We start from the raw sequence: 25,113 nt of genomic DNA, 5'->3' as shown, positions 1-25,113 counted from the left end.
GGACCGGCCAAAACGGCCGGCCCGGCGCAACCCGGCCCGGTGACCAACCGTCACCGGGTCATGACGCTCACTCGAAACGCGACGGTGGCGGCCGTCGCGTTGACCGCCCTGCTCGCCGTGCCCGCGACCGCGTCGGCCGCCGGCACAGTGCCGACCGGCTCGGTGCCCGCCGGCTTCGCCCCGGCGTCGAGCACCTGGCTGACCCCGCAGCACGGCTACGTGCTCGGCTACGCCGGCTCGACCGGCTACCTGCTGGAGACCACCGACGGCGGCGCTCGGTGGTCCCGGCTGACAGCTCCGCCCATCTCGCTGCCCGACAACCACAACCACGTCGCGCTGACCGTGCCCGACGCCAAGCACGCCTTCGTCTCCGACGGCGAGCACATCCAGGCCAGCACCGACGGCGGCCGGCACTGGTCGGCCGTCACCCTGGCCGGCCTGGCCTCGCCCAGCTACCTCTCCAAGATCACCATCGCCAACGGGCAGGTGCTGGCGCTGGCCAGCACGCTGAGCCGACCCGACCACAACACCACGCAGCTCTACAGCGGCAAGGTCGGCGCGCGGACCCTGCAGCCGGTGCCGGGCCTGTCCATCGACGGCGGCAGCACCTACGGCGACCTCGCGGTCGGCGGCGGCGTGCAGGTCTCCGTCGGCGCCGACTACACCACCAGCAAGTACTGGACCTCGACCGACGGCGTGCACTTCACCACGTCGCCGCTGCCCTGCGGCACCGACAAGCAGACCGAGCTCGACGGCGTGCGGCAGGGCAAGGTGCTCGCCCTCTGTCTCGGCGACCCGTCCAACCCGTCCCCCGGCCACATGCACAAGCAGCTCGTCGCCGCGGCCGCGCTGGGCGTGCGGTTCCAGCCCTCCGACGCCGAGGCCCCGCTGCCCGGCATCGACCAGGGCTTCGCCGTCGGCTCCGACCAGAACGCCGCCATCGCCGCCACCGGCGGCGGGGTCGAGTTCCTGTACAACACCACCGACGGCGGCCGGACCTGGCAGACCACCGAGCTCGACGAGGACCGCTTCGGCCTGGCCGACCTGCGGTTCGTCGACCACGCCTTCGGCACTGTGATCACCGGCGCGCCCGACGCGTTCAACGGCTCGGTCCTCTACCGCACCACCGACTCCGGCCACAGCTGGCAGCCGGTGACGTTCAAGTAGTTCAGGAGGCGCTGACCCGGACGTTGCGGGTGATCGCAGCGCGGGCGGCCAGGTCCTGGTCCGCGGGGTAGTCGACCCGGACCAGGGTCAGGCCGTGCGGCGGCGCGACGGTGACGGAGCTGGAACGCTCGGTGGAGCGCAGCAGGGAGGCGGGCCAGTCGGCGGGCTTGCGCCCCTCGCCGACGGCCAGCAGGGCCCCGACCAGGCTGCGGACCATGGAGTGGCAGAAGGCGTCGGCGGACACGGCGGCGGTCAGCACGCCGTCCTCGCCACGGGTCCACTCCAACCGCTGGAGCTCCCGGATGGTGGTGGCGCCTTCGCGTCGTTTGCAGAAGGCGCAGAAGTCGTGCTCGCCGAGCAACAGCCGGGACGCCTCGGCCATGGCCGCCAGCGACAGCGGGCGGGGCCAGGAGATCGTGTCCAGCCGGCGCAGCGGATCCGCGCCGAAGGGGGCGTCGGCCACGCGGTACTCGTAGTGCCGCCGCAGCGCGGAGAAGCGGGCGTCGAACTCCTCGGGCACCCGGGTCGCCCGGAACACCCGGACATCGGCCGGCAGGATGCGGGACAGCCGCTTGGGCAGGCCGTCCACATCGGACTCCACCGGCAGGTCGACGTGCGCCACCTGGCCGCTGGCGTGCACGCCGGCGTCGGTGCGGCCGGCCACGGTCAGCGTCAGCGGGCGGCGGAACACCTGGGACAGCGCGTCCTCCAGCACCCCGCACACCGTGCGCCGGTTCGGCTGCCGGGCCCAGCCGGAGAACTCGGTGCCGTCGTAACCCAGGTCGAGCCGAACACGGACGAGCCCGCCACCCCCGGTGGGGATGGCGGGCTCGTTGTGGACCGAAGTCACTCGGACTTCTTGTCCTCAGCCTCGGGGGTCTCCTCGACCTCGGCGACAGCCTCGGTCTCGGCGGCCTCGTCAGCGACAGCCTCCTCGGCGGCCGGGGTCTCGACGACCTCGGCGACCGGAGCGGCGGCCTCGTCCTTGGCGAACTTGGTGCCACGGGCCTTCTCGGCCTCGGTGCTGACCAGCTGCTCCGCGATCAGCTCGATCACGGCCATGGGGGCGTTGTCGCCCTTGCGGGGCATGGTCTTCACGATGCGGGTGTAGCCACCGTTGCGGTCGGCGAAGTGCGGGCCGATCTCGGCGAACAGCTTGTGCAGCACGTCCTTGTCGCGGATGGTCTTGAGGACCTCACGACGGTTGTGCAGGTCGCCGCGCTTGGCCTTGCTGATCAGCCGCTCGGCGAGCGGACGCAGCTTGCGCGCCTTGGCCTCGGTGGTCTTGATCCGCCCGTGGGTGAACAGCGCGGTGGCCAGGTTGGCCAGCAGCAGCCGCTCGTGGGCCGGAGACCCGCCAAGCCGGGCGCCCTTGGTGGGGGTCGGCATTTCCGTTGCTCCTGTGGTCTAGAACAGCTGGGTCAGAGCTGCTCAGTCTCTGCGTAGTCCTGGCCGTCGTCGTGGTGGCTGTCCACACCCGCGTCCGACCAGCCGGCGTCGGCCGGGAAGTCGGTCGCGGCGACCGACGGGTCGAATCCGGGCGGGCTGTCCTTCAGCGCGAGGCCGAGGCCGACGAGCTTGAGCTTGACCTCGTCGATCGACTTGGCGCCGAAGTTGCGGATGTCGAGCAGGTCGGCCTCGCTGCGCGAGACCAGCTCCCCGACGGTGTGGATGCCCTCACGCTTGAGGCAGTTGTAGGACCGGACGGTGAGGTCCAGGTCCTCGATCGGCATCGCGAACGCGGCGATGGTGTCCGCCTCGGCCGGCGACGGGCCGATCTCGATGCCCTCAGCGTCGACGTTGAGCTCACGGGCCAGCCCGAAGAGCTCCACCAGCGTCTTGCCCGCGGAGGCGACGGCGTCCCGGGGCGTGATCGACGGCTTGGTCTCCACGTCCAGGATCAGCTTGTCGAAGTCGGTGCGCTGCTCGACACGGGTCGCCTCGACCTTGTAGGTCACCTTCAGCACCGGCGAGTAGATCGAGTCGACCGGGATCCGGCCGATCTCGGCGCCGGCCTGCTTGTTCTGCACCGCCGGGACGTAGCCGCGACCGCGCTCGACGACGAGCTCGATCTCCAGCTTGCCCTTGGCGTTGAGAGTGGCGATGTGCAGGTCGGGGTTGTGCACGGTGACACCCGCCGGAGGCACGATGTCGCCCGCGGTCACCGCGCCGGGCCCCTGCTTGCGCAGGTACATGGTCACCGGCTCGTCCTCCTCGGAGGACACGACCAGCTCCTTGAGGTTCAGGATGATGTCGGTGACATCCTCCTTCACCCCGGGAACCGTGGTGAACTCGTGCAGCACGCCGTCGATCCGGATGCTGGTCACGGCCGCGCCCGGGATGGACGACAGCAGCGTGCGCCGGATCGAGTTGCCCAACGTGTAGCCGAACCCGGGCTCCAGCGGCTCGATGACGAACCGGGACCGGGTGTCGTTGATGGGCTCCTCGGCGAGCGTGGGTCGCTGAGAGATGAGCACTGCTTACCTTCTTTCGTACGACGCCCGCTATTTGACGTCGACCGAGTCCCGGCGCGGCCACCCGAAGGCGGCCGCGCCGGAAGGGATCACTTCGAGTACAGCTCGACGATCAGCTGCTCCGACACCGGCGTGTCGATCTGGGCCCGCTCGGGGAGCTGGTGCACCAGAACACGCAGGGAGGACGGAACCACCTGGAGCCAAGCCGGGACCGGGCGGTCGCCGAACGTCGCCTTGGCCACCTCGAAGGGCAGCGTCGGCAGCGACTTCGGCTTCACGTCGATGATGTCCCACTTGGACACCCGGTAGCTGGGGATGTTCACCTTGTGGCCGTTCACGATGAAGTGACCGTGGCTGACCAGCTGGCGGGCCTGGCGGCGGGTGCGGGCCAGACCGGCGCGGTAGATGACGTTGTCCAGCCGCGACTCGAGGATCTGCAGCAGGTTCTCACCGGTCTTGCCGGACTTGCGAACCGCTTCCTCGTAGTAGCGGCGGAACTGACGCTCCAGCACGCCGTAGGTGTAGCGAGCCTTCTGCTTCTCCTGCATCTGCAGGAGGTACTCGGACTCCTTGATGCGGCCGCGGCCGTGCTGGCCGGGCGGGTACGGACGGCGCTCGAAAGCCTGGTCGCCGCCGACGAGGTCAACCTTGAGACGACGCGAGATGCGCGTCGCGGGGCCGGTGTAACGAGCCATCTGTGCTTACTCCTCCCCGTGCCCTAGACCCGGCGCCGCTTGGGCGGGCGGCAGCCGTTGTGGGGCTGCGGGGTCACGTCCTGGATGGTTCCGACCTCGAGGCCCGCCGCCTGCAGCGAACGGATCGCGGTCTCCCGGCCGGAGCCGGGGCCCTTCACGAACACGTCGACCTTGCGCATGCCGTGCTCGGCCGCCTTGCGGGCGGCGTTCTCGGCGGCCATCTGCGCGGCGAACGGCGTGGACTTACGCGAGCCCTTGAAGCCGACGTGGCCGGCCGAGGCCCACGCGATGACCGCGCCGGTCGGGTCCGTGATGGAGACGATCGTGTTGTTGAACGTGCTCTTGATGTGGGCGTGCCCGTGCGAGACGTTCTTCTTCTCCTTGCGCCGGACCTTCTTGACCCCGGCGCCGGAGCGAGTCTTGGGTGGCATTTCTTCGGAGATCTCCTAGCTAGCGGGGGTTACTTCTTACCGGCCTTCTTCTTGCCGGCCACCGTCTTCTTCGGGCCCTTGCGGGTGCGGGCGTTGGTCTTCGTCCGCTGACCGCGCACGGGAAGCCCACGACGGTGCCGAAGCCCCTCGTAGCAGCCGATCTCCATCTTGCGACGGATGTCGGCCTGGACCTCGCGGCGGAGGTCACCCTCGACCTTGTAGTTGGCCTCGATGTGCTCACGCAGCTTGGCGAGGTCGTCGTCGCCCAGGTCCTTGGCCCGCAGGTCCGGGCTGATGCCCGTCGCGGCCAGGAGCTCCTTCGAGCGAGTCCGGCCAATGCCGAAGATGTAGGTCAGCGCGATCTCCATCCGCTTCTCGCGGGGGAGGTCGACGCCAGCGAGTCGTGCCATGCGGCGTACTGCTCCTCACTTGTTCGTCGCTCCAGGTCTGCTCCTCGTCCGTTCCGGGACCGACTCGCTGTGCCGATACGCCCGCTCGCGCGGGCGCTGTCCCAGCCCCGGCCTGGAGTCCGGGGGTGAGCCGAGTGCCGTGGGCACCCAGCAGGGTCGAGGAGGTGTGTGTACTTGTGGTCGCGTCCACTGAGTGGATCAGCGACGAGTACAGGGTTCGGTGATCAGCCCTGGCGCTGCTTGTGGCGCAGGTTGTCGCAGATCACCATGACCCGGCCGTGGCGGCGGATCACCTTGCACTTGTCGCAGATCTTCTTGACGCTCGGCTGGACCTTCACGGTCGTGCACTCCTGCTTTGCGTGGTGTATGGGGCCCGGCGTCCGGTCCCCGGAGTGGGGGTCCGGGGGCTTGCCCCCGGTGTGGGGGTCTGGGGGCCAGGCCCCCAGTGAGCGCCGTTAGGGGTGCTCAGGCGAAGCATGCGCCCCCACATCCCTAACCTCACTTGTAGCGGTAGACGATTCGGCCGCGGGACAGGTCGTAGGGCGACAGCTCCACGACAACCCGGTCCTCCGGCAGGATACGGATGTAGTGCTGCCGCATCTTGCCGCTGATGTGTGCGAGAACCTTGTGGCCGTTCTCCAACTCGACTCGGAACATCGCGTTGGGGAGTGGCTCGACCACGCGGCCCTCGACCTCGATGGCCCCGTCCTTCTTGCCCATGTCCTCCGCGTTTCGTGACGGTGGTATGACTGGTGTGCGGCCCGCGCGACACCCCGACTCCGATCGCCCACCGAGATCACGAACGCGGCGACCTCAAGATCACCGCAGGCACGACGGAATCGACGCGACGAGTGCGCCGTCAATCCAGTGTACGGCGGAGGTCCAACTTCCCCAAATCGAGGCGCAGGTCACGCCCCTGATGGCTGCCAGAGCCGCCGCCCTCCGGCGGCCAGGCCAGCCATCCGCAGCCGGCGTCAGCTCCGGTTGTCGCGGCCGATGCCCAGGATGTAGCCCGCCACCAGCAGCGCTCCCCAGGGGCCGGCGACCCAGATCCACCACGGGTAGACCAGGCCATCGGAGAAGACCACGATCAGCCAGATCACGAAGTTCACCAGGCTGGCCGCGAACCAGGCCCCGGTCGCGACCCGCATCACCGTCGCCCCCGGCCCACGCGGCCGCCGGACTACCTCGCTGGTCGACTCGATGGTCGGCTCGGGCACCAGCTCCGACCGCGACCAGGGCACCGGCTGACGCACGTCCGGCAGGTCCGAGGTCACCGCCGCCAGTTCGCCGAAGGTCCGCGCCTCCCACACCTTGCGGGTCCGCTCGTCGAACTCGTCCAGGTCGAGACGCCCCTCCGCGTGCGCCTTCTTGAGCTGGCCGGCCACCATCCCCCGGTCCGCGTCCGACACTCGCCTCGCGTCCTGCGGCACTGGCTGCTCCACCCCTCCATCCTGCCAGTCGCCCGCGTTCCGTAACACCGTTGCGGACGGCCTGTCGGTCCCGCCCGGCACAATCCCGGTGTGGAGTTCCATGTGCTCGGACCACTCCGTGTCGTTCGGGACGGCGTAGAAGTGCCGGTCAACGCCGCCAAACAGCGCGCCCTGCTGGCGGTCCTTGCTCTGCACACCGGGCAACTTGTCCCTGCCGGCGAGCTCATCGACCGTCTCTGGGGCTCCACCCCGCCCGCCGGCGCCCGCAACACCCTCCGCACCTATGTCATGCGCCTGCGCAAGGCCCTCGACGACCCAGCCATCATCGAAACGCAAACGCTTGCCGAGCACCGTCTCGACGTCCTTGCCCACCGTTGCGCACTGGCCGTCGACCTCGGCCGCCATGACGAGGTCATCACCAGCGCACTCCGTGTGCTGCGACAGACGACATACCGGCTGCGGATTCCCTGGATGGCCCTCACCGAGCTGGCGCTCGCCCAACTCGACCTCGGCGCGCCCTACGAGGCGGGCCGCTCCGCACGCAGGGCCTTGAAACTATGTGCGGACCAAACAGCCGATCGGCGAGGCCACCGCGACGTACGCCACCGGACTCGCGCAGTGGGCGGTGGGCAATCGCGAGGGTGGGCAGGCCGGCATGGACCGGGCCGTGAAGCTGTTCACCGACCTGGGCACGGCAGAACTGCCCGAGGCTCGGCGCCTGCTGGCGATCAGTCCTCGGGGGCGGTGAGGATCCAGGGGCCTTCGTCGGTGATGGCGACGGAGTGCTCCCAATGGGCGGCGCGGGTGCCGTCGGCGGTGATGACGGTCCAGCCGTCGTCGAGTTCCTTGGTCTGGTCACTGCCCAGGGTCAGCATCGGCTCGATGGCGATGGCCATGCCGGCCTTGAGCCGGGGGCCCTTGCCGGGCTTGCCGAAGTTGGGCAGGTAGGGCTCCATGTGCATCTGGGTGCCGATGCCGTGGCCGCCGTAGTCGGTGACGATGCCGTACTCGATGCCGTCGGCCTCGTCGGAGCGCAGCACCGAGCCCTCGATTGCGAAGGAGATGTCGGTGAGGCGGGCGCCAACGACGGCGGCCTCGATACCGGCGAGCATGGAGGCCCGGGTGGCCGCGGAGAGCTTCTGGTCGGCCTCGGAGGCCGAGCCGATCAGCACGGTGACGGCGGCGTCGCCGTGCCAGCCCTCGAGAATGGCGCCGCAGTCGATGGAGATGAGGTCTCCGTCGGCCAGCACCTGGGAGCGGCTGGGGATGCCGTGCACGACCTGCTCGTTGACCGACGCGCAGATGGACGCGGGAAAGCCGTGGTAGCCCTTGAAGGAGGGCACGGCCCCGGCGTCCCGGATGGTCTGCTCGGCCAGTTCGTCCAGCTCGGCGGTGCTGACGCCGGCGGCGGCGCGCTCGGACATCAGGGACAGGCAGCGGGCGACCACGATTCCGGCCGCCCGCATTGCCTCCAGCTCACCGCGCGTCTTGATCTCGATACCGCGACCTCGCTTGAGCAACTCAGGCTCCAGCGCGCAGCGCCTTGAGCGCCCGCTCGGTGATCTCGCTGACCTCGCCGACGGCGTCCACCGTCACCAGGATCTCCTGGTAGTAGTCCAGCAGCGGCCGGGTGGCCGACCGGTAGACCTCCTGGCGGTGCCGCACGACCTCTTCGGTGTCGTCGGCCCGGCCACGGGCCAGCAGCCGCCCGACGACAACGTCCTCGGGCACGTCCAGCTCCAGCACGGCGTCAAGTGACTCGTCGTTCTCGGCCAGGATGCCGGCCAGCACGTCGGCCTGGGCGGTGTTGCGCGGGAAGCCGTCGAGCAGGAAGCCGGCCTTGGCGTCGGAATGGGCCAGCCGGTCCTTGACCATCGCGTTGGTCACCGAGTCCGGCACCAGGGCGCCGGTGTCCAGGTACTTCTTGGCTTCCTGGCCGAGCGGGGTCTCCTCGGCGATGTTGGCCCGGAACAAGTCCCCGGTGGAGATGTGCGGGACCCCGAGCTTCTCGCTGAGCACGGTGGCCTGAGTACCCTTGCCCGCTCCGGGCGGGCCGACGAGGACGAGTCTCACTAGCGCAGGAACCCTTCGTAGTTGCGCTGCATGAGCTGGCTCTCGATCTGCTTGATCGTGTCGAGACCGACGCCAACCATGATCAGCACCGCGGTGCCGCCGAACGGGAAGTTGTTGTTCGAGCCGTTCCCGCCGCTGGTCACGCTGAGGAAGAAGGTCGGCAGCACGGCCACGAGGCCCAGGTACAGCGAGCCGGGCAGCGTGATCCGGTTCAGCACGTACGTCAGGTACTCCGAGGTCGGCCGGCCCGGGCGGATGCCCGGGATGAAGCCGCCGAACTTGCGCATCTCGTCGGCGCGCTCGTCCGGGTTGAACGTGATCGCCACGTAGAAGTACGTGAAGAAGATGATCAGACCGAAGTACAGGCCGATGTGGCCCCAGCTCTTCGGGTCGACGATGTAGCTCTGCAGCCACTGCTGCCAGCCGCCGCTGCTGCCGGTGTTGGTGGTCAGCGAGATGACCAGCTGCGGCAGGTAGAGCAGCGAGGAGGCGAAGATGACCGGGATGACGCCGGCCTGGTTGACCTTCAGCGGCAGGTAGGTCGAGGTGCCGCCGTACATCCGGCGGCCGATCATCCGCTTGGCGTACTGCACCGGGATCCGGCGCTGGGCCTGCTCCAGGAAGATGACGAAGCCGATGATCAGCAGACCGAACACGCAGATCGCGGTGAACACCAGGCCGCCACCCTGGGTCAGGATGGTCTGGCCCTCCTGCGGGATGCGGGCGGCGATCGAGGTGAACATCAGGATCGACATGCCGTTGCCGACGCCGCGCTCGGTGATGAGCTCGCCGAACCACATGATGATCGCGGTGCCCGCGGTCATCGTGACGACGATCACACTCAGCGTGAACAGGCCCTGGTCCGGAATGACCTGCGACTGGCAGTTGGTGAACAGCTGGCCGCGGGTGGCCAGCGCCACGATGCCGGTGGACTGCAGGATCGCCAGCGCGACCGTCAGGTACCGGGTGTACTGGGTCAGCTTGTTCTGGCCGGCCTGGCCTTCCTTCTTCAGCTGCTCGAAGCGGGGGATCACCACCGTCAGCAGCTGGATGATGATGCTCGCCGTGATGTACGGGAGGATGCCCAGCGAGAAGACCGACAGCTGGAGCAGCGCACCGCCGCTGAACAGGCTGATCAGCCCGTAGATGCCGCCGTTCTGGTCCACGGTCGAGATGCACTGCTGGATGTTCGCGAAGCTCACACCCGGGGACGGCATCTGCGAACCTAGCCGGTACAGCGCAATGATCCCCAGCGTGAACAGGATCTTGCGGCGCAGGTCCGGCGTCGCGAGAGCCGAGCGGAAGGCGCCAAGCACGCGTGACCTCCTCGGCGTCACCGGTCTCCGACCGGTGAACGGCTTGTCCGACCGTGGTCGGCTGACGACCTGGCGAGCAAGCCAGGAACGCTTCGTGCCGGCGGGGCCCGAAGCGTGCTCACGACTGTAACAGGCCCGAGCGGCACTACGGACCCCGCCGGGGCATAAAGCCACGGTGATCATCGGAGCCCGCCGAACGGCGGGTCCCGAAGTGGACAATCCGACCCTGCCGACGACCGTCGAGCGGCCGAGCGGGAACGCCGGATCACCACGGCCGCAACGAAGACGCCCGTGGTGTTGGCGCAGACGGACGAGCGGGTTCAGCCGCTGGTGACCCACGTCTGAGAACCACGGTCCAGCAGCAGGCAACGGACGGGGGCCTGACCGGCATCTCGCCGTTGGGCGACCTCTACGCCGGCCGCAGGCATCCGAAGGCGACCCACCAGCAGACAAAAAGAAGCGGCCGGCAGGAGAGGAGTCCCTGCCGGCCGCTTCGCGGTACTGCGTCAGTTCACAGCGTGGTGACGGTGCCACCAGCGGCGGTGATCTTCTCCACCGCGCTGCCGGAGAACTTGTGCGCGGTGATGTCCAGCTTGACGCCGGCGATGTCGCCGTCGCCCAGCACCTTGACCAGCTCGTTCTTGCGAACGAGGCCGGCGGTCACCAGGGCCGCCACGTCGACGGCGCCGCCCTGCGGGAACAGGCGGGCCACGTCGGAGACGTTCACGACCTGGTACTCGGTGCGGAACGGGTTGCGGAAGCCCTTGAGCTTCGGCAGCCGCATGTGCAGCGGCAGGTTGCCACCCTCGAAGCGAGCCGGCACGTTCTTGCGTGCGCCGGTGCCCTTGGTGCCGCGACCCGCGGTCTTGCCCTTGGAACCCTCACCGCGGCCGACCCGGGTCTTCGCCGTCTTGGCGCCGGGGGCCGGGCGGAGGTGGTGGATCTTGATGGTCATGAGTTGACCTCCTCCACGACCACCAGGTGCCGCACGGTGTGGATCAGGCCCCGGTTGACGGGGTTGTCCTCACGCACGACCGACTGGCGGATCTTGCGCAGACCCAGCGTCCGCAACGAGTCGCGGTGGTTCTGCTTGGTACCGATGCTGCTCTTGACCTGCGTCACCTTGAGCTGGGCCATGTCACACCTGCCCCGCGCGAGCGCGCAGCATGCCGGCCGGAGCAACGTCCTCCAGCGGCAGACCACGACGGGCGGCGACCTCTTCGGGGCGCTGCAGGCCCTTCAGGGCGGCCACGGTGGCGTGCACGATGTTGATGGCGTTGTCGCTACCCAGCGACTTGCTCAGCACGTCGTGCACACCCGCGCACTCCAGGACGGCGCGCACCGGGCCACCGGCGATGACACCGGTACCGGCGCTGGCCGGGCGCAGCAGCACCACGCCGGCGGCCTTCTCGCCCTGGATCGGGTGCGGGATGGTGCCGCCGATGCGAGGCACGCGGAAGAAGTTCTTCTTCGCCTCCTCGACACCCTTGGCGATGGCGGCCGGAACTTCCTTGGCCTTGCCGTAGCCCACGCCCACCATGCCGTCGCCGTCGCCGACGATCACCAGCGCGGTGAAGCTGAAGCGACGACCACCCTTGACGACCTTCGCCACCCGGTTGATGGCGACGACGCGCTCGAGGTGCGGGGTCTTCTCCTGGGCCGCCCCGCCGCGGCCACCGTCACGACGGTCGCGGCGCTCTCCGCGCTCGCCACCGCCGCCTTCGCGACGCGTGCGTCCCGGCATCAGACGGCCCTCTCAATTCCAGTGTTGTTCATGATCAGAACTCCAGCCCCGCCTCGCGGGCGGCGTCCGCCAGCGCGGCGATCCGGCCGTGGTAGTCGTAACCACCGCGGTCGAACACGACCTTGGTGATGCCGGCTTCCTTGGCGCGGGCCGCGACCAGCTGGCCCACCTTGGTGGCGCGGGCCTTCTTGTCGCCGTCCATGGCGCGCACGTCCGCCTCCAGGCTGGAGGCCGACGCCACCGTGTGGCCGGCGATGTCGTCGATGACCTGCACGACGATGTGCCGCGCGGAGCGGTTGACGACCATGCGCGGACGCTCGGGCGTGCCGCTGATCTTCTTGCGAAGCCGGAAGTGACGACGGGCCCGCGCGACACGGCGCCGGGTCGACACGTCCTTGCCGACCGGCTTCCTCTTGGTAGCAGTGGACTCAGCCATGATCACTTACCCGTCTTCCCGACCTTGCGGCGGATCTTCTCGCCCGCGTACCGCACGCCCTTGCCCTTGTACGGGTCGGGCTTGCGCAGCTTGCGGATGTTGGCGGCGACCTCGCCGACCAACTGCTTGTCGATGCCCTGGACGGAGAACTTGGTCGGGGTCTCCACCACGAAGGTGATGCCCTGCGGCGCCTTCACCGGGACCGCGTGGCTGTAGCCCAGCGCGAACTCAAGGTCAGAGCCCTTGAGCTGCACGCGGTAGCCGACGCCGGTGATCTCCATCTTCTTCTCGTAGCCCTGCGTCACGCCGATGATCAGGTTGTTGATCAGCGTGCGGGACAGGCCGTGCAGCGAGCGCGAGAGGCGCTCGTCGTCGGGCCGGGTCACCTGCAGCGTGCCGTCCTCGGCCCGCTCCACGGCGATCGGCTCGGCCACGGTGTGCGAAAGGGCGCCCTTCGGGCCCTTCACGTTCACCACCTGGCCGTCGATGTTCACGTCGACCCCGGAGGGGACGGTGATGGGCAGCCTTCCAATGCGCGACATCGTCAGTCCCCCTTCCTCACCACACGTAGGCGAGGACTTCCCCGCCCACACCCTGCTTGCCCGCCTGCCGGTCGGTCACCAGACCGCCGGAGGTGGAGATGATGGCGACACCCAGCCCACCGAGCACCTTGGGCAGGTTGGTCGACTTCGCGTAGACCCGCAGGCCCGGCTTGGAGACACGCCGGACACCGGCGATGCTCCGCTCACGGTTCGGGCCGTACTTCAGCTCGACGACGAGGTTCTTGCAGTTCTCGCCCGGCTGGTCGCGGTAGCCGGCGATGTAGCCCTCGCGCTTGAGGATCTCGGCGATGTTCGCCTTGAGCTTCGAGTGCGGCATCACGACCTCGTCGTGGTATGCCGAGTTTGCGTTTCGCAGACGCGTCAACATGTCTGCGATCGGGTCGGTCATCGTCATGGTGACCTGTCAACCTTTCTCGCCCTGGTTCCCTCGGGCCTGGGGCGAAATGGGGGTGGTGCGGGGTTTCGACGCCTTACCAGCTGGACTTGTGCACGCCGGGCAGCTCGCCGCGGTGCGCCATCTGGCGCAGGCAGATCCGGCACAGGCCGAACTTGCGGAACACGGCGTGCGGACGGCCGCACTTCTGGCAGCGGGTGTAGGCGCGGACGGCGAACTTCTGCTTGCCGGCCGCCTTGTTGATCAGCGCCTTCTTGGCCATCGGCTCAGTTCTCCTTGAACGGGAAGCCGAGGTGCTTGAGCAGCGCCCGACCCTCGTCGTCGTTGGTGGCCGTGGTCACGACGGTGATGTCCATGCCACGGGGACGGTCGATCGAGTCGGGGTCGATCTCGTGGAACATCGACTGCTCGTTCAGCCCGAACGTGTAGTTGCCGTTGCCGTCGAACTGCTTGCCCGACAGGCCGCGGAAGTCACGGATACGGGGCAGCGCGATGGTGAGCAGGCGGTCCAGGAACTCCCACATGCGGTCGCCGCGCAGGGTCACCCGCGCGCCGATCGGCATGCCCTCGCGCAGCTTGAACTGGGCGATGGACTTGCGGGCCTTGCGGACCTCGGGACGCTGGCCGGTGATCGTGGCCAGGTCGCGGACCGCGCCCTCGATCAGCTTGCCGTCACGGGCGGCGTCGCCGACGCCCATGTTCACGACGACCTTCACGACACCCGGGATCTGCATCACGTTGTCGTAGGTGAACTGCTCCTGGAGCGCCGCGACGATCTCGCTGCGGTACCGGGTCTTCAGCCGCGGCAGGACCTTCTCAGTAGTGGTCATGATCAGATGTCCTTACCGTTGCGGCGGGAGACGCGAACGCGCCGACCGTCGTCGTTCGTGCGGTAGCCGACGCGGGCCGGCTTGCCGTCGGAGTCGACGACCATCACGTTGCTCACGTGGATCGGCGCCTCCTGGGTCACGATGCCGCCGGACTGGGCCCCGCGCTGGGTCTGGGTGATCCGGGTGTGCTTCTTGATCCGGTTCACGCCCTCGACCAGCACGCGGTTCTGCTCCGGGTAGGCCTGGATGACCTTGCCCTTGGCGCCCTTGTCCTTGCCCGCGATGACCACGACCGTGTCGCCCTTGCGCACCTTCATCACAACACCTCCGGCGCGAGCGAGATGATCTTCATGAACTTCTTGTCACGCAGCTCGCGGCCGACCGGGCCGAAGATGCGGGTGCCCCGCGGCTCGTTGTCGGGCTTGATGAGCACGGCGGCGTTCTCGTCGAACCGGATGTACGAGCCGTCCGGACGGCGCCGCTCCTTGACGGTGCGCACGACGACGGCCTTGACCACGTCGCCCTTCTTCACACCGGCGCCGGGGATGGCGTCCTTCACCGTGGCGACGATGATGTCGCCGATGCCCGCGTAGCGACGCGAGGAACCGCCGAGCACCCGGATGCAAAGGATCTCCTTCGCACCGGTGTTGTCGGCGACCCGCAGTCGCGACTCCTGCTGAATCACTTACAGCTCCCTGACCATCGATGGCCTGCCAGATTTCCGACCTGACAGGCTCGGTCTTGTTGTTACTTGGCCTTCTCGAGGACCTCGACCAGCCGCCAGCGCTTGGTGGCCGACAGCGGACGGGTCTCCATCAGCAGGACGCGGTCGCCGATGCCGGCCACGTTCTCCTCGTCGTGCGCCTTGACCTTGGTCGTGGTCCGCAGCACCTTGCCGTACAGCGGGTGCTTCTTGCGGTCCTCAAGGGAGACGACGATCGTCTTCTCCATCTTGTTGGACACAACCAGGCCCTCGCGGACCTTGCGGTCGTTGCGCTTCTCGGTCGTCTCGTTGGTCTCGCTCATGCCGCACCCTCACCAGTCGTAACGTCATCGGGCGACACGGAAAGACCGAGCTCCCGCTCCCGCATCACGGTGTAGACGCGGGCGATGTCGTGACGGACCGTGCGCAGCCGGCGGTTGTTGTCCAGCTGACCCGTGGCCATCTGGAACCGGAGGTTGAACAGCTCCTCCTTGGACTCCCGAAGGCGAAGCACGAGCTCCTCGTCCGTGAGCTCACGCAGCTCTGCGGCGTTGGTACCCGCTGCCATCAGAAGTCACCACCCTCACGCGTGACGATCCGGCACTTCAGCGGCAGCTTGTGGATGGCGCGGCGAAGCGCCTCCCGAGCGACCGTCTCGTTCGGGTAGCTCATCTCGAAGAGCACCCGGCCGGGCTTGACGTTGGCCACCCAGTACTCGGGCGAGCCCTTACCGGAACCCATGCGGGTTTCCGCCGGCTTCTTCGTCAGGGGGCGGTCCGGGAAGATGTTGATCCAGACCTTGCCGCCACGACGGATGTGCCGGTTGATGGCGATACGAGCGGACTCGATCTGCCGGTTGGTGACGTAGGCCGGCTCCAGCGCCTGGATGCCGAACTCGCCGAAGGTGACACGGGTGCCACCCTTGGCCGCACCACTCCGCTTCGGGTGGTGCTGCTTGCGGTGCTTGACCCTACGCGGGATGAGCACTACTCAGCCCTCCCCATTGCCAGTGCTGGCGGCCTCGACGGCCGGAGCCTCGGTCGCGGTCGCGGTCGCGGCGTTCGCCTCGGCGGCCGCGCGGCCGGCCTCGGTGCTCGTCGCGGTGGTGCCGGCCGAGCCGGAACGACGGGCTCGGTTCGGACGCTCGCGCCGCTGCTGCGGGCGGTCGTTGCCGGCCGGGGCCGCGGTGTCGCGGGAGCGGAAGCCGCCGACCACGTCACCCTTGTAGATCCACACCTTCACGCCGATGCGGCCGAAGGTGGTGCGGGCCTCGAAGAAGCCGTAGTCGATGTCCGCGCGCAGCGTGTGCAGCGGGACGCGACCCTCGCGGTAGAACTCCGAGCGGGACATCTCGGCGCCGCCGAGACGACCGCCGCACTGGATCCGGATGCCCTTGACCTGCGGCGAGCGCATGGCCGACTGCATGGCCTTGCGCATCGCGCGCCGGAACGACACGCGGTTGGACAGCTGCTCGGCGGTCACCTGGGCCACCAGCTGCGCGTCCGACTCGGGGCTCTTGACCTCGAGGATGTTCAGCTGGACCTGCTTGGCGGTCAGCTTCTCCAGCTCGCCGCGGATGCGGTCGGCCTCGGCGCCGCGGCGGCCGATGACGATGCCCGGACGGGCGGTGTGGATGTCGACGCGGACCCGGTCCCGGGTGCGCTCGATCTCCACCTTGGAGATGCCGGCCCGCTCCATGCCCTTGCTGAGCATCTTGCGGATCTTCACGTCCTCCGCGACGTACTCCGCGTACTGCTTGTCGGCGTACCAGCGGGACTTCCAGTCGGTGGTGATACCAAGGCGGAAGCCGTGCGGGTTGATCTTCTGACCCACTACTGGGCCCCCTTCTTGGCTCGAGACTTGCCGGCCTTCTTCTCGACCGGACGGGACTCGACCTCGATCGTGATGTGGCTCGTCCGCTTGCGGATCCGGTAGGCCCGGCCCTGCGCGCGCGGACGGAACCGCTTCAACGTCGGACCCTCGTCCACGTACGCGCTGGACACCCACAGGGTGTCGCGGTCGAGGCTGAGGTTGTTCTCGGCGTTGGCCATGGCGCTGGCGAGCACCTTGGACACCGGCTCGCTGGCGGCCTGCGGCGCGAACTGAAGGACGGCCAGGGCCTCCGTGGCGTTGCGGCCACGGATGAGGTCGACCACTCGGCGTGCCTTCATGGCGGTCAGGCGGACGTAGCGGGCCCGCGCCACGGCGCGCGGCAGCTCCTCCGCGCCGGTCGCGTTGTCAGCCATTGCTTGTTACCCCTTGCTCCTGTCCAGCCCGCTCAGCGGCGGCGCGACTTCCGGTCGTCCTTGATGTGACCCTTGAAGGTCCGAGTGGGCGCGAACTCGCCCAGCTTGTGACCGACCATGGCCTCGCTGACGAACACCGGAACGTGCTTGCGGCCGTCGTGCACCGCGATGGTGTGCCCCAGCATGTCGGGGATGATCGTCGACCGGCGGGACCAGGTCTTGATCACGGTCTTCTTGCCCGACTCGTTGAGGGCGTCCACCTTCTTGAGCAGGTGGTCGTCAACGAAGGGGCCCTTCTTCAGGCTGCGTGGCATTCCTTCACTCCCTTCCTGCTCAGCGCTTCTTACCGGTGCGACGACGCCGGACGATGAGCTGGTCGCTTGCCTTGCGGCGGCGGGTACGGCCTTCGGGCTTACCAGCCGGGTTCACCGGGTGGCGACCACCGGAGGTCTTGCCCTCACCACCACCGTGCGGGTGGTCGACCGGGTTCATGGCGACACCACGCACCGTGGGCTTGCGGCCCTTCCAGCGCATGCGGCCGGCCTTGCCCCAGTTGATGTTGGCGTGCTCGGAGTTGCCGACCTCGCCGACCGTGGCGCGGCAGCGCACGTCCACGTTGCGGATCTCGCCCGAGGGCATCCGCAGCTGGGCGTACGGGCCGTCCTTGGCCACCAGCTGCACCTTGGCGCCGGCGGAGCGGGCGATCTTCGCGCCGCCACCGGGGCGGAGCTCGATCGCGTGCACCACGGTGCCGACCGGGATGTTGCGCAGCGGGAGGTTGTTGCCCGGCTTGATGTCCGCGCGCGGCCCGTTCTCGATGGTGTCGCCCTGCGACAGGCGGTTCGGCGCGATGATGTAGCGCTTCTCGCCGTCCGCGTAGTGCAGCAGCGCGATGCGCGCGGTGCGGTTGGGGTCGTACTCGATGTGCGCGACCTTGGCCGGCACGCCGTCCTTGTCGGCCCGACGGAAGTCGATCAGGCGGTAAGCCCGCTTGTGACCGCCGCCCTTGTGCCGAGTGGTGATCTTGCCGTGCGCGTTGCGACCGCCACGGCCGTGCAGCGGACGCACGAGCGACTTCTCCGGCGTCGACCGAGTGATCTCGGCGAAGTCGGACACGCTCGCACCGCGACGGCCTGGCGTCGTCGGCTTGTACTTGCGAATGCCCATGTCAGATCAGCAGTCCTCAGTCATCAGGCGGTCGGGCCGCCGAAGATCTCGATCGCCTTGCTCTCCGCGGAGAGGGTGACGATCGCGCGCTTCGTGTCCTTGCGCTTGCCGAAGCCGGACCGGGTCCGCTTCCGCTTGCCCTGGCGGTTGATCGTGTTGACGCTCAGGACCTTGACGCCGAAGACCTTCTCGACCGCGATCTTGATCTGCGTCTTGTTGGCGTCCGGGGCCACCAGGAAGGTGTACTTGTTCTCCTCGAGAAGGCCGTAGCTCTTCTCGGAGATCACCGGCGCGAGCAGGATGTCCCTGTGGTCGGGGATCATTCGTCAGACCTCCTCGGTCAGCTCGGAGGAGCGGGCCGTGGCCTTGACCGAACGACCCTTGGCCGGGCCGGCGATGAACAGCTCGTACGCGTCCTTGGTGAACACGATGTCGTCGTTGACCAGCACGTCGTAGGTGTTCAGCTGGTCCGGCGCGATCGGGTGCACGTTGGCCAGGTTGCGCACGCTCAGCCAGACCTGCTCCTCGAAGCGGCCCATCACGACCAGCGTGCGGCGCGCCTCGGTGATGGCGGCGAGCGCCACCCGAGCCGACTTGGTCGACGGCTTGTCGCCCTCGACCAGGGAGCTGACCACGTGCAACCGGCCGGCGCGAGCCCGGTCGGACAGGGCGCCACGCAGCGCGGCGGCCTTCATCTTCTTGGGCGTCCGCTGCGAGTAGTCCCGCGGCTGCGGGCCGTGCGCGGTGCCACCGCCGGCGAACTGCGGCGACCGGGTCGAACCCTGGCGGGCGCGGCCGGTGCCCTTCTGGCGGTACGGCTTCTTGCCACCGCCGCGGACGTCGCCGCGGGTCTTGGTGGCGTGCGTGCCCTGGCGGGCCGCGGCCAGCTGGGCCACGACGACCTGGTGCATCAGCGGGATGTTCGCCTGCACGTCGAAGATCTCCGCGGGCAGCTCGACGCTGCCGGCGGCCTCACCCGAGGCGTTGCGAATGTCCAGCGAGGTCATCTCAGGCACCGCCCTTCGCGGCCGTCTTGACGAACACCAGGCCGCCCTTGGGGCCGGGGATGGCGCCCTTGATGAGCAGCAGGCCGGACTCGGCCTCCACCTGGTGCACGGTCAGGTTCTGGGTGGTGACGCGGGCGTGGCCCATCCGGCCGGCCATGCGCACACCCTTGAACACACGGCCCGGGGTGGCGCAGCCACCGATGGAGCCGGGCGAGCGGTGCTTGCGCTGCACGCCGTGGCCGGCGCCCAAGCCCTTGAAGCCGTGGCGCTTCATGACACCGGCGTAGCCCTTGCCCTTGCTGGTGCCGACCACGTCGACGACGGAGCCCGCCGGGAACACCTCGGCGGTGATCTCCTGGCCGACCTCGTAGCTGTCGGCGTCGGTGGTGCGCAGCTCGGCGATGTGGCGACGCGGCGTCACACCGGCCTTGGCGAAGTGCCCGGCGCGCGGCTTGTTCACCTTGCGCGGGTCGATGGCGCCGAAGGCCAGCTGGACGGCGGTGTAGCCGTCCTTCTCGTCGGTCCGGATCTGGGTGACGACATTGGGCCCGGCCTTGACGACCGTGACCGGCACAACCCGGTTCTTGTCGTCGAAGACCTGGGTCATGCCGAGCTTGGTGCCCAGGATCCCCTTGATCTGCTTGTCAGACATGAGTTCGTTACTCTCCGCCGCCGCGCGCTTACTGGATGTTGACGTCGACGCTGGCCGGCAGGTCGATGCGCATGAGCGCGTCCACCGTCTTCGGCGTCGGGTCAAGGATGTCGATCAGGCGCTTGTGCGTGCGCATCTCGAAGTGCTCGCGCGAGTCCTTGTACTTGTGCGGCGAGCGGATGACGCAGTAGACGTTCTTCTCGGTCGGCAGCGGCACCGGCCCGACGACCCGAGCGCCGGTGCGCGTCACGGTCTCGACGATCTTGCGCGCGGACGCGTCGATCGCCTCGTGGTCGTAGGCCTTGAGCCGAATGCGGATCTTTTGTCCCGCCATGATGGCTTGCCGTTCCTCTTCTCGTACCGCTGCGGGCTGACTCGTGACGGGCCGGGGCCCAGCAGTGCCGCTCCCCTATTCACGAGTCAAATGTCATCAGGTGCCGGGGCCCTCCGGTCCACGCGGTCGGGCGTGTCGCCTTTTCAGTGACACAGCTCCGACGCGCACACCAGCCCTACTGGAGGTCGTGCTTCCCGTAGGTGGGGTCCGGTCAGACCCTTACACCCAGGCCGTTGCGGCCCGTGGTGCCGGCTTCTCGCAGCAGGGCGGCTGGTACGCGAACGAGCCAGCCGCCTCTGCAACGAGCAACCCGTTAAGGATGCCACACGTGCGTGCGACGACCAAATCGGGGCCGGCAAAGTGAGGGCCAGGTAACAAATGAATGTCACCTGGCCCTCACCGGAAATTACTTGATGATCTTCTCGACGGTGCCGGCGCCGACGGTGCGGCCACCCTCGCGGATGGCGAACCGCAGGCCCTCGTCCATGGCGATCGGCTGGATCAGCTTGACGCTCATGTGCGTGGTGTCGCCCGGCATGACCATCTCGGTGCCCTCGGGGAGGGTCACGACGCCGGTCACGTCGGTGGTGCGGAAGTAGAACTGCGGGCGGTAGTTGTTGAAGAACGGCGTGTGGCGGCCGCCCTCGTCCTTGGACAGGATGTAGACGTTGCCCTCGAACTCCGTGTGCACCGTGGTGGTGCCCGGCTTGATCACAACCATGCCGCGCTCGACGTCCTCGCGCTTGACACCGCGCAGCAGCAGCGCGGCGTTGTCACCGGCGCGACCCTCGTCGAGGAACTTCTTGAACATCTCGATGCTGGTGCAGGTCGTCTTGAAGCCCTTCTCACGAATGCCCACGACCTCCACCTCCTCGTTCACCTTGACCACGCCGCGCTCGATGCGGCCGGTGACGACGGTGCCACGACCGGTGATGGTGAAGACGTCCTCGACCGGCATGAGGAACGGCTTGTCGGTCTCACGGACCGGCTCCGGGACGTTCTCGTCCACGGCGTCCATGAGCTCCAGCACCGACTGGGCCCACTTCTCGTCGCCCTCGAGGGCCTTCAGGCCGGACACGCGCACGACCGGGGCGTCGTCGCCGGGGAACTCCTGGTCCGAGAGCAGCTCGCGGACCTCGAGCTCGACCAGCTCCAGGATCTCCTCGTCGTCCACCATGTCGGCCTTGTTCAGCGCCACCACGATGTAGGGCACGCCGACCTGACGAGCCAGCAGCACGTGCTCGCGGGTCTGCGGCATCGGGCCGTCGGTCGCGGCGACCACCAGGATCGCGCCGTCCATCTGGGCGGCACCGGTGATCATGTTCTTGATGTAGTCCGCGTGGCCGGGGGCGTCGACGTGCGCGTAGTGACGCTTCTCGGTCTGGTACTCGACGTGCGAGATGTTGATCGTGATGCCGCGCTGCTTCTCTTCCGGCGCCTTGTCGATCTGGTCGAACGCGAACGCGGCGTTCAGGTCCGGGTACTTGTCGGCCAGAACCTTGGTGATCGCCGCCGTCAGCGTGGTCTTGCCGTGGTCGACGTGACCGATGGTGCCGATGTTGACGTGCGGCTTGGTCCGCTCGAACTTCGCCTTCGCCACTGGATTGTCCTCCTGGACTTGTGTTGCTTCCGCCGGACCGTTGTGTGGTTGGTCGGGCCGGCGGTTACGTCAGGGTCGGTTGGTCGGTGGCCCGGGATCGACTCCCGGGCAACCGGTGAAGACTCGCGGGGCTGACTACTCCCCGGTCGCCTTCGCGATGATTTCCTTCGCCACGTTGGTCGGAACCTCGGCGTAGGAGTCGAACAGCATCGTGTAGTTCGCCCGACCCTGGGTCTTGGACCGCAGGTCGCCGACATACCCGAACATCTCCGACAGCGGCACCAGCGCCTTCACGACACGGGCCCCACTGCGCTCCTCCATCGCCTGGATCTGACCACGGCGGGAGTTCAAGTCGCCGATGACGTCGCCCATGTAGTCCTCGGGCGTGGTCACCTCGACAGCCATCACCGGTTCCAACAGCACCGGGTCGGCCTTCCGAGCGGCTTCCTTGAGCGCCATCGAGCCGGCGATCTTGAAGGCCATTTCGGAGGAGTCGACCTCGTGGTAGGCACCGTCCAGCAGCGTCACCTTGATGCCGACCAGCGGGTAGCCGGCCAACACGCCGTACTGCATCGCGTCCTGGGCGCCGGCGTCGACCGAGGGGATGTACTCCCGCGGGATGCGGCCACCCGTGACCTTGTTGTCGAACTCGTAGAGCGCGCCGTCGGTGCTCTCCAGCGGCTCGACGTCGATGAGCACCTTCGCGAACTGGCCGGAACCGCCGGTCTGCTTCTTGTGCGTGTAGGAGTACTTCTCCACCTTGCGGCGGATGGTCTCCCGGTAGGCCACCTGGGGCTTACCGATGTTCGCCTCGACCTTGTAGTCGGACTTCATCCGGTTGACGAGCACCTCGAGGTGCAGCTCGCCCATGCCGGCGATGATCGTCTGGCCGGTCTCCTCGTCCAGCTTGACCTGGAAGGTGGGGTCCTCCTCGGCCAGCTTCTGGATCGCGGTGCCCAGCTTCTCCTGGTCGGCCTTCGTCTTCGGCTCGATGGCCACCGAGATGACCGGGTCCGGGAAGGTCATCGACTCCAGGACGATCGGGTTCTGCGGGTCGCACAGGGTGTCACCGGTCGTGGTGTCCTTCAGACCGATGGCCGCGTAGATGTGACCAGCGCTCGCGACCTCGACCGGGTTCTCCTTGTTGGAGTGCATCTGGAAGAGCTTGCCGATGCGCTCCTTGCGGTCCTTGGTCGAGTTGATGACCTGGGAGCCGGCGTTGAGCTTGCCCGAGTAGACCCGGATGTAGGTCAGCTTGCCGAAGAACGGGTGCGCGGCGATCTTGAACGCGAGCGCCGAGAACGGCTCGTCCGCCGACGGCTTGCGGGAGGCCGGCGTCTCGCCGTCCTGCAGCGTGCCCTCGACCGGCGGCACGTCCAGCGGGGACGGCAGGTAGTCGATGACGGCGTCGAGCATGGGCTGCACGCCCTTGTTCTTGAACGCCGAGCCACACAGCACCGGGTAGGCGATGCGGTCGGTCACGATCTTGCGGATGCCCCGCTTGATCTCCTCGACCGTCAGCTCCTCGCCACCGAGGTAGCGCTCCATCAGCTCGTCGTCGGTCTCGGCGACGGCCTCGATCAGCGCCTCGCGGTACTCCGCGGCCTTCTCGGCCAGGTCGGCCGGGATCTCCTCGACGGTGTAGTCGTCGCCCTTCTGGACCTCGCCGTGCCAGGTCAGCGCGCGCATCTGCACCAGGTCGACGACGCCGGTGAAGTCGTTCTCGGCGCCGATCGGCAGCTGGATGGGCAGCGGCTTGGCGCCCAGGCGCTCCTGGATGGTGCGCACGGTGAAGTAGAAGTCGGCGCCCAGCTTGTCCATCTTGTTGACGAAGCAGATGCGCGGGACGTCGTACTTGGTCGCCTGCCGCCAGACCTGCTCGGACTGGGGCTCGACGCCCTCCTTGCCGTCGAAGACGGCCACGGCGCCGTCAAGGACCCGCAGCGAGCGCTCGACCTCGACGGTGAAGTCGACGTGCCCCGGCGTGTCGATGATGTTGATCTGGTGGTCGTTCCAGAAGCAGGTGGTCGCGGCGGACGTGATGGTGATGCCGCGCTTCTGCTCCTCCTCCATCCAGTCCATCGTCGCCGCGCCGTCGTGGACCTCACCGATCTTGTAGTTGATCCCGGTGTAGAACAGGATCCGCTCGGTGGTGGTGGTCTTTCCCGCGTCGATGTGGGCCATGATCCCGATGTTGCGGACCTTGGCCAGGTCAGTGAGCACTTCCTGTGCCACGGGTGTCTTCCTTGCTGTTCGTGCGGCTGTGGTCGGTGCGGGTGGCGCCGATCCGTTGCGGCCGGCTCAAGGCCGGCCGCGCCCGAATCACCAGCGGTAGTGCGCGAAGGCCTTGTTGGACTCGGCCATCTTGTGGGTGTCCTCACGGCGCTTGACGCTGGCGCCCAGGCCGTTGCTGGCGTCCAGCAGCTCGTTCATCAGGCGCTCGACCATGGTCTTCTCACGGCGCTGCCGGGAGAAGGTGATCAGCCAGCGCAGCGCCAGGGTGGTGGAGCGACCGGGCTTGACCTCGATCGGCACCTGGTAGGTGGCGCCACCGACGCGGCGGCTCTTCACCTCGATGGCCGGCTTCACGTTGTCCAGCGCGCGCTTGAGCGTGACGACCGGGTCGGTGCCGGTCTTCTCGCGGGCGCCCTCGAGCGCCTTGTAGACGATCGACTCGGCGACCGAGCGCTTGCCGTCCACCAGCACCTTGTTGATGAGCTGAGTCACCAGCGGGGAGCTGTAGACCGGGTCAGAGATCAGCGGCCGCTTCGGGGCCGGGCCCTTGCGGGGCATCAGCTCTTCTCCTTCTTCGCGCCGTAGCGGCTGCGAGCCTGCTTGCGGTTCTTGACGCCCTGCGTGTCCAGCGAGCCGCGGATGATCTTGTAGCGCACACCCGGCAGGTCCTTAACACGGCCACCGCGGACGAGCACCATCGAGTGCTCCTGCAGGTTGTGGCCCTCACCCGGGATGTAGGCCGTGACCTCGATGCCGCTGGTCAGCTTCACGCGGGCGACCTTGCGCAGCGCCGAGTTCGGCTTCTTGGGCGTAGTGGTGTAGACGCGGGTGCACACGCCGCGCCGCTGCGGGCTCCCCTTGAGAGCCGCGGTCTTGGTCTTCGCGACCTTGTCCTGGCGGCCCTTGCGGACCAGCTGCTGGATCGTGGGCATAGACCGGCTGCTTCTTCCGTTCGCGTCTTGGCGTCCTCGCGGGCGCCGTGGACTCTGTGTACTTGGCCCCTCCGTCCCCCGAGGTCGGGCGTGTCGCCCGCTCACGGGACCCGCGAGAGACCAACTAGCTGTCCCAACGGTTTCCGGAGGACTTCCGTCGCCCTGAGGTCGACGCAGCCAGAGACTGCCATCCACAGGCACGCGGAGCGGCCCGACATGGGTCGGGCACGGATAACAAAGATACCTTCCCCGTGCCCCGAGGGTCAAAACG

39 protein-coding genes and 1 pseudogene are annotated in these 25,113 nt (G+C 68.2%); 3 read left to right on the top strand and 37 right to left on the bottom strand.

Annotated elements, in window-relative coordinates; all coding sequences use genetic code 11:
* The first annotated feature begins 60 nt into the window (after window positions 1-60).
* Window positions 61-1,167, top strand: coding sequence for a WD40/YVTN/BNR-like repeat-containing protein (locus JJ691_RS42195; protein ID WP_211765028.1), 1,107 nt, complete (start codon window positions 61-63; stop codon window positions 1,165-1,167).
* Between the two features lies 1 nt (window position 1,168).
* On the opposite strand, the gene truA is transcribed toward JJ691_RS42195, so the two are convergent.
* The 9 genes from truA to JJ691_RS53505 all read right to left on the bottom strand — a co-directional run bounded on the left by truA (window position 1,169) and on the right by JJ691_RS53505 (window position 6,712).
* Window positions 1,169-2,017, bottom strand: a complete 849-nt coding sequence (gene truA, locus JJ691_RS42190; protein ID WP_211765027.1) for a tRNA pseudouridine(38-40) synthase TruA — start codon at window positions 2,015-2,017, stop codon at window positions 1,169-1,171.
* The gene (gene rplQ / locus JJ691_RS42185) at window positions 2,014-2,556 is read right to left on the bottom strand and encodes a 50S ribosomal protein L17 (protein WP_211765026.1); all 543 of its coding nucleotides are present in this window, start codon (window positions 2,554-2,556) and stop codon (window positions 2,014-2,016) included. The genes truA and rplQ overlap by 4 nt, the downstream gene beginning before the upstream one ends.
* A gap of 32 nt (window positions 2,557-2,588) precedes the next feature.
* Window positions 2,589-3,644: a DNA-directed RNA polymerase subunit alpha gene (locus JJ691_RS42180; protein ID WP_184864473.1), complete on the bottom strand. Its 1,056-nt coding sequence runs from the start codon at window positions 3,642-3,644 to the stop codon at window positions 2,589-2,591.
* A gap of 86 nt (window positions 3,645-3,730) precedes the next feature.
* The gene (gene rpsD, locus JJ691_RS42175; protein ID WP_211765025.1) at window positions 3,731-4,336 is read right to left on the bottom strand and encodes a 30S ribosomal protein S4; all 606 of its coding nucleotides are present in this window, start codon (window positions 4,334-4,336) and stop codon (window positions 3,731-3,733) included.
* Window positions 4,337-4,359: 23 nt separating this feature from the next.
* Window positions 4,360-4,767, bottom strand: a complete 408-nt coding sequence (gene rpsK / locus JJ691_RS42170) for a 30S ribosomal protein S11 (protein WP_025361358.1) — start codon at window positions 4,765-4,767, stop codon at window positions 4,360-4,362.
* A gap of 29 nt (window positions 4,768-4,796) precedes the next feature.
* Window positions 4,797-5,177: a 30S ribosomal protein S13 gene (gene rpsM / locus JJ691_RS42165; protein ID WP_184864470.1), complete on the bottom strand. Its 381-nt coding sequence runs from the start codon at window positions 5,175-5,177 to the stop codon at window positions 4,797-4,799.
* Window positions 5,178-5,401: 224 nt separating this feature from the next.
* Entirely contained in the window at window positions 5,402-5,515 is a 114-nt protein-coding gene (rpmJ, locus tag JJ691_RS42160; protein ID WP_022925314.1) for a 50S ribosomal protein L36, read from the bottom strand.
* A gap of 160 nt (window positions 5,516-5,675) precedes the next feature.
* Window positions 5,676-5,897 (bottom strand): translation initiation factor IF-1, encoded by a 222-nt coding sequence (infA, locus tag JJ691_RS42155; protein WP_005166804.1) that lies wholly within the window; start codon window positions 5,895-5,897, stop codon window positions 5,676-5,678.
* A gap of 254 nt (window positions 5,898-6,151) precedes the next feature.
* Window positions 6,152-6,712, bottom strand: a complete 561-nt coding sequence (locus tag JJ691_RS53505) for a DUF1707 domain-containing protein (protein ID WP_211765024.1) — start codon at window positions 6,710-6,712, stop codon at window positions 6,152-6,154.
* On the opposite strand from JJ691_RS53505, the pseudogene JJ691_RS53500 reads away from it, so the two are divergent.
* Together JJ691_RS53500 and JJ691_RS42145 are read left to right on the top strand one after the other, a co-directional pair.
* A pseudogene (locus tag JJ691_RS53500) lies at window positions 6,701-6,883 on the top strand (AfsR/SARP family transcriptional regulator); the annotation flags it as partial. The gene JJ691_RS53505 and the pseudogene JJ691_RS53500 overlap by 12 nt on opposite strands.
* Window positions 6,884-7,169: 286 nt before the next feature.
* Window positions 7,170-7,358: a hypothetical protein gene (locus JJ691_RS42145; RefSeq protein ID WP_211772280.1), complete on the top strand. Its 189-nt coding sequence runs from the start codon at window positions 7,170-7,172 to the stop codon at window positions 7,356-7,358.
* On the opposite strand, the gene map is transcribed toward JJ691_RS42145, so the two are convergent.
* The 28 genes from map to rpsL all read right to left on the bottom strand — a co-directional run bounded on the left by map (window position 7,339) and on the right by rpsL (window position 24,842).
* On the bottom strand, window positions 7,339-8,076 hold the full coding sequence (gene map, locus JJ691_RS42140) for a type I methionyl aminopeptidase (RefSeq protein ID WP_249228340.1): 738 nt from the start codon (window positions 8,074-8,076) through the stop codon (window positions 7,339-7,341). The two genes, JJ691_RS42145 and map, sit on opposite strands and share 20 nt — an antisense overlap.
* Window positions 8,077-8,131: 55 nt before the next feature.
* Entirely contained in the window at window positions 8,132-8,683 is a 552-nt protein-coding gene (locus JJ691_RS42135; RefSeq protein WP_211765022.1) for an adenylate kinase, read from the bottom strand.
* Window positions 8,683-9,999, bottom strand: coding sequence for a preprotein translocase subunit SecY (gene secY, locus JJ691_RS42130; RefSeq protein WP_211765021.1), 1,317 nt, complete (start codon window positions 9,997-9,999; stop codon window positions 8,683-8,685). The genes JJ691_RS42135 and secY overlap by 1 nt, the downstream gene beginning before the upstream one ends.
* Window positions 10,000-10,510: 511 nt before the next feature.
* The gene (gene rplO, locus JJ691_RS42125; RefSeq protein ID WP_211765020.1) at window positions 10,511-10,954 is read right to left on the bottom strand and encodes a 50S ribosomal protein L15; all 444 of its coding nucleotides are present in this window, start codon (window positions 10,952-10,954) and stop codon (window positions 10,511-10,513) included.
* Complete coding sequence (rpmD, locus tag JJ691_RS42120; RefSeq protein ID WP_211765019.1) at window positions 10,951-11,136, bottom strand: 50S ribosomal protein L30; 186 nt, start codon at window positions 11,134-11,136, stop codon at window positions 10,951-10,953. Before rpmD ends, rplO begins: the two co-directional genes overlap by 4 nt.
* 1 nt (window position 11,137) lies before the next feature.
* On the bottom strand, window positions 11,138-11,743 hold the full coding sequence (gene rpsE / locus JJ691_RS42115; protein WP_116172416.1) for a 30S ribosomal protein S5: 606 nt from the start codon (window positions 11,741-11,743) through the stop codon (window positions 11,138-11,140).
* 34 nt (window positions 11,744-11,777) lie between these two features.
* Window positions 11,778-12,179 carry a 50S ribosomal protein L18 gene (gene rplR / locus JJ691_RS42110; protein WP_211765018.1) on the bottom strand — a complete coding sequence of 134 codons (402 nt, stop codon included), beginning with the start codon at window positions 12,177-12,179 and terminating at the stop codon, window positions 11,778-11,780.
* A 2-nt stretch (window positions 12,180-12,181) separates the two neighbouring features.
* On the bottom strand, window positions 12,182-12,721 hold the full coding sequence (rplF, locus tag JJ691_RS42105) for a 50S ribosomal protein L6 (protein ID WP_116172414.1): 540 nt from the start codon (window positions 12,719-12,721) through the stop codon (window positions 12,182-12,184).
* A 16-nt stretch (window positions 12,722-12,737) separates the two neighbouring features.
* Entirely contained in the window at window positions 12,738-13,136 is a 399-nt protein-coding gene (rpsH, locus tag JJ691_RS42100) for a 30S ribosomal protein S8 (protein WP_211765017.1), read from the bottom strand.
* Window positions 13,137-13,212: 76 nt separating this feature from the next.
* The gene (locus tag JJ691_RS42095) at window positions 13,213-13,398 is read right to left on the bottom strand and encodes a type Z 30S ribosomal protein S14 (RefSeq protein WP_043721535.1); all 186 of its coding nucleotides are present in this window, start codon (window positions 13,396-13,398) and stop codon (window positions 13,213-13,215) included.
* A gap of 4 nt (window positions 13,399-13,402) precedes the next feature.
* A complete protein-coding gene (gene rplE / locus JJ691_RS42090; RefSeq protein ID WP_116172412.1) occupies window positions 13,403-13,966 on the bottom strand; it encodes a 50S ribosomal protein L5 in 564 nt (187 codons plus the stop codon).
* Between the two features lie 2 nt (window positions 13,967-13,968).
* Window positions 13,969-14,283, bottom strand: coding sequence for a 50S ribosomal protein L24 (gene rplX / locus JJ691_RS42085; RefSeq protein ID WP_184864452.1), 315 nt, complete (start codon window positions 14,281-14,283; stop codon window positions 13,969-13,971).
* Window positions 14,283-14,651: a 50S ribosomal protein L14 gene (gene rplN / locus JJ691_RS42080; RefSeq protein ID WP_116172410.1), complete on the bottom strand. Its 369-nt coding sequence runs from the start codon at window positions 14,649-14,651 to the stop codon at window positions 14,283-14,285. The genes rplX and rplN overlap by 1 nt, the downstream gene beginning before the upstream one ends.
* Before the next feature lie 62 nt (window positions 14,652-14,713).
* A complete protein-coding gene (rpsQ, locus tag JJ691_RS42075) occupies window positions 14,714-14,992 on the bottom strand; it encodes a 30S ribosomal protein S17 (protein ID WP_211765016.1) in 279 nt (92 codons plus the stop codon).
* Entirely contained in the window at window positions 14,989-15,237 is a 249-nt protein-coding gene (rpmC, locus tag JJ691_RS42070; RefSeq protein ID WP_116172408.1) for a 50S ribosomal protein L29, read from the bottom strand. The genes rpsQ and rpmC overlap by 4 nt, the downstream gene beginning before the upstream one ends.
* Window positions 15,237-15,656: a 50S ribosomal protein L16 gene (gene rplP, locus JJ691_RS42065; RefSeq protein WP_043721520.1), complete on the bottom strand. Its 420-nt coding sequence runs from the start codon at window positions 15,654-15,656 to the stop codon at window positions 15,237-15,239. The genes rpmC and rplP overlap by 1 nt, the downstream gene beginning before the upstream one ends.
* 3 nt (window positions 15,657-15,659) lie before the next feature.
* Window positions 15,660-16,502, bottom strand: coding sequence for a 30S ribosomal protein S3 (gene rpsC, locus JJ691_RS42060; protein ID WP_211765015.1), 843 nt, complete (start codon window positions 16,500-16,502; stop codon window positions 15,660-15,662).
* Window positions 16,502-16,915 carry a 50S ribosomal protein L22 gene (gene rplV, locus JJ691_RS42055; RefSeq protein WP_211765014.1) on the bottom strand — a complete coding sequence of 138 codons (414 nt, stop codon included), beginning with the start codon at window positions 16,913-16,915 and terminating at the stop codon, window positions 16,502-16,504. Before rplV ends, rpsC begins: the two co-directional genes overlap by 1 nt.
* Before the next feature lie 32 nt (window positions 16,916-16,947).
* On the bottom strand, window positions 16,948-17,229 hold the full coding sequence (gene rpsS / locus JJ691_RS42050) for a 30S ribosomal protein S19 (RefSeq protein WP_033384221.1): 282 nt from the start codon (window positions 17,227-17,229) through the stop codon (window positions 16,948-16,950).
* Window positions 17,230-17,248: 19 nt separating this feature from the next.
* A complete protein-coding gene (gene rplB / locus JJ691_RS42045) occupies window positions 17,249-18,082 on the bottom strand; it encodes a 50S ribosomal protein L2 (RefSeq protein WP_043721517.1) in 834 nt (277 codons plus the stop codon).
* A 23-nt stretch (window positions 18,083-18,105) separates the two neighbouring features.
* Entirely contained in the window at window positions 18,106-18,405 is a 300-nt protein-coding gene (gene rplW / locus JJ691_RS42040; protein WP_043721514.1) for a 50S ribosomal protein L23, read from the bottom strand.
* Between the two features lie 3 nt (window positions 18,406-18,408).
* Complete coding sequence (gene rplD / locus JJ691_RS42035; RefSeq protein ID WP_211765013.1) at window positions 18,409-19,089, bottom strand: 50S ribosomal protein L4; 681 nt, start codon at window positions 19,087-19,089, stop codon at window positions 18,409-18,411.
* A gap of 1 nt (window position 19,090) precedes the next feature.
* On the bottom strand, window positions 19,091-19,741 hold the full coding sequence (rplC, locus tag JJ691_RS42030; protein ID WP_211765012.1) for a 50S ribosomal protein L3: 651 nt from the start codon (window positions 19,739-19,741) through the stop codon (window positions 19,091-19,093).
* Window positions 19,742-19,769: 28 nt separating this feature from the next.
* Complete coding sequence (gene rpsJ / locus JJ691_RS42025) at window positions 19,770-20,075, bottom strand: 30S ribosomal protein S10 (protein WP_003938093.1); 306 nt, start codon at window positions 20,073-20,075, stop codon at window positions 19,770-19,772.
* Window positions 20,076-20,481: 406 nt separating this feature from the next.
* Window positions 20,482-21,675, bottom strand: coding sequence for an elongation factor Tu (tuf, locus tag JJ691_RS42020; protein WP_211765011.1), 1,194 nt, complete (start codon window positions 21,673-21,675; stop codon window positions 20,482-20,484).
* A 135-nt stretch (window positions 21,676-21,810) separates the two neighbouring features.
* The gene (fusA, locus tag JJ691_RS42015; RefSeq protein ID WP_211765010.1) at window positions 21,811-23,910 is read right to left on the bottom strand and encodes an elongation factor G; all 2,100 of its coding nucleotides are present in this window, start codon (window positions 23,908-23,910) and stop codon (window positions 21,811-21,813) included.
* Between the two features lie 87 nt (window positions 23,911-23,997).
* A complete protein-coding gene (rpsG, locus tag JJ691_RS42010) occupies window positions 23,998-24,468 on the bottom strand; it encodes a 30S ribosomal protein S7 (RefSeq protein WP_211765009.1) in 471 nt (156 codons plus the stop codon).
* A complete protein-coding gene (gene rpsL / locus JJ691_RS42005; protein ID WP_025361387.1) occupies window positions 24,468-24,842 on the bottom strand; it encodes a 30S ribosomal protein S12 in 375 nt (124 codons plus the stop codon). The genes rpsG and rpsL overlap by 1 nt, the downstream gene beginning before the upstream one ends.
* Window positions 24,843-25,113: the final 271 nt, after the last annotated feature.

Source organism: Kutzneria sp. CA-103260 (genome assembly GCF_018263855.1).
Taxonomy (GTDB): domain Bacteria; phylum Actinomycetota; class Actinomycetes; order Mycobacteriales; family Pseudonocardiaceae; genus Kutzneria.
Note: the sequence above shows the minus strand (reverse complement) of the source record. Positions and strands in the feature narration are given on the sequence as shown.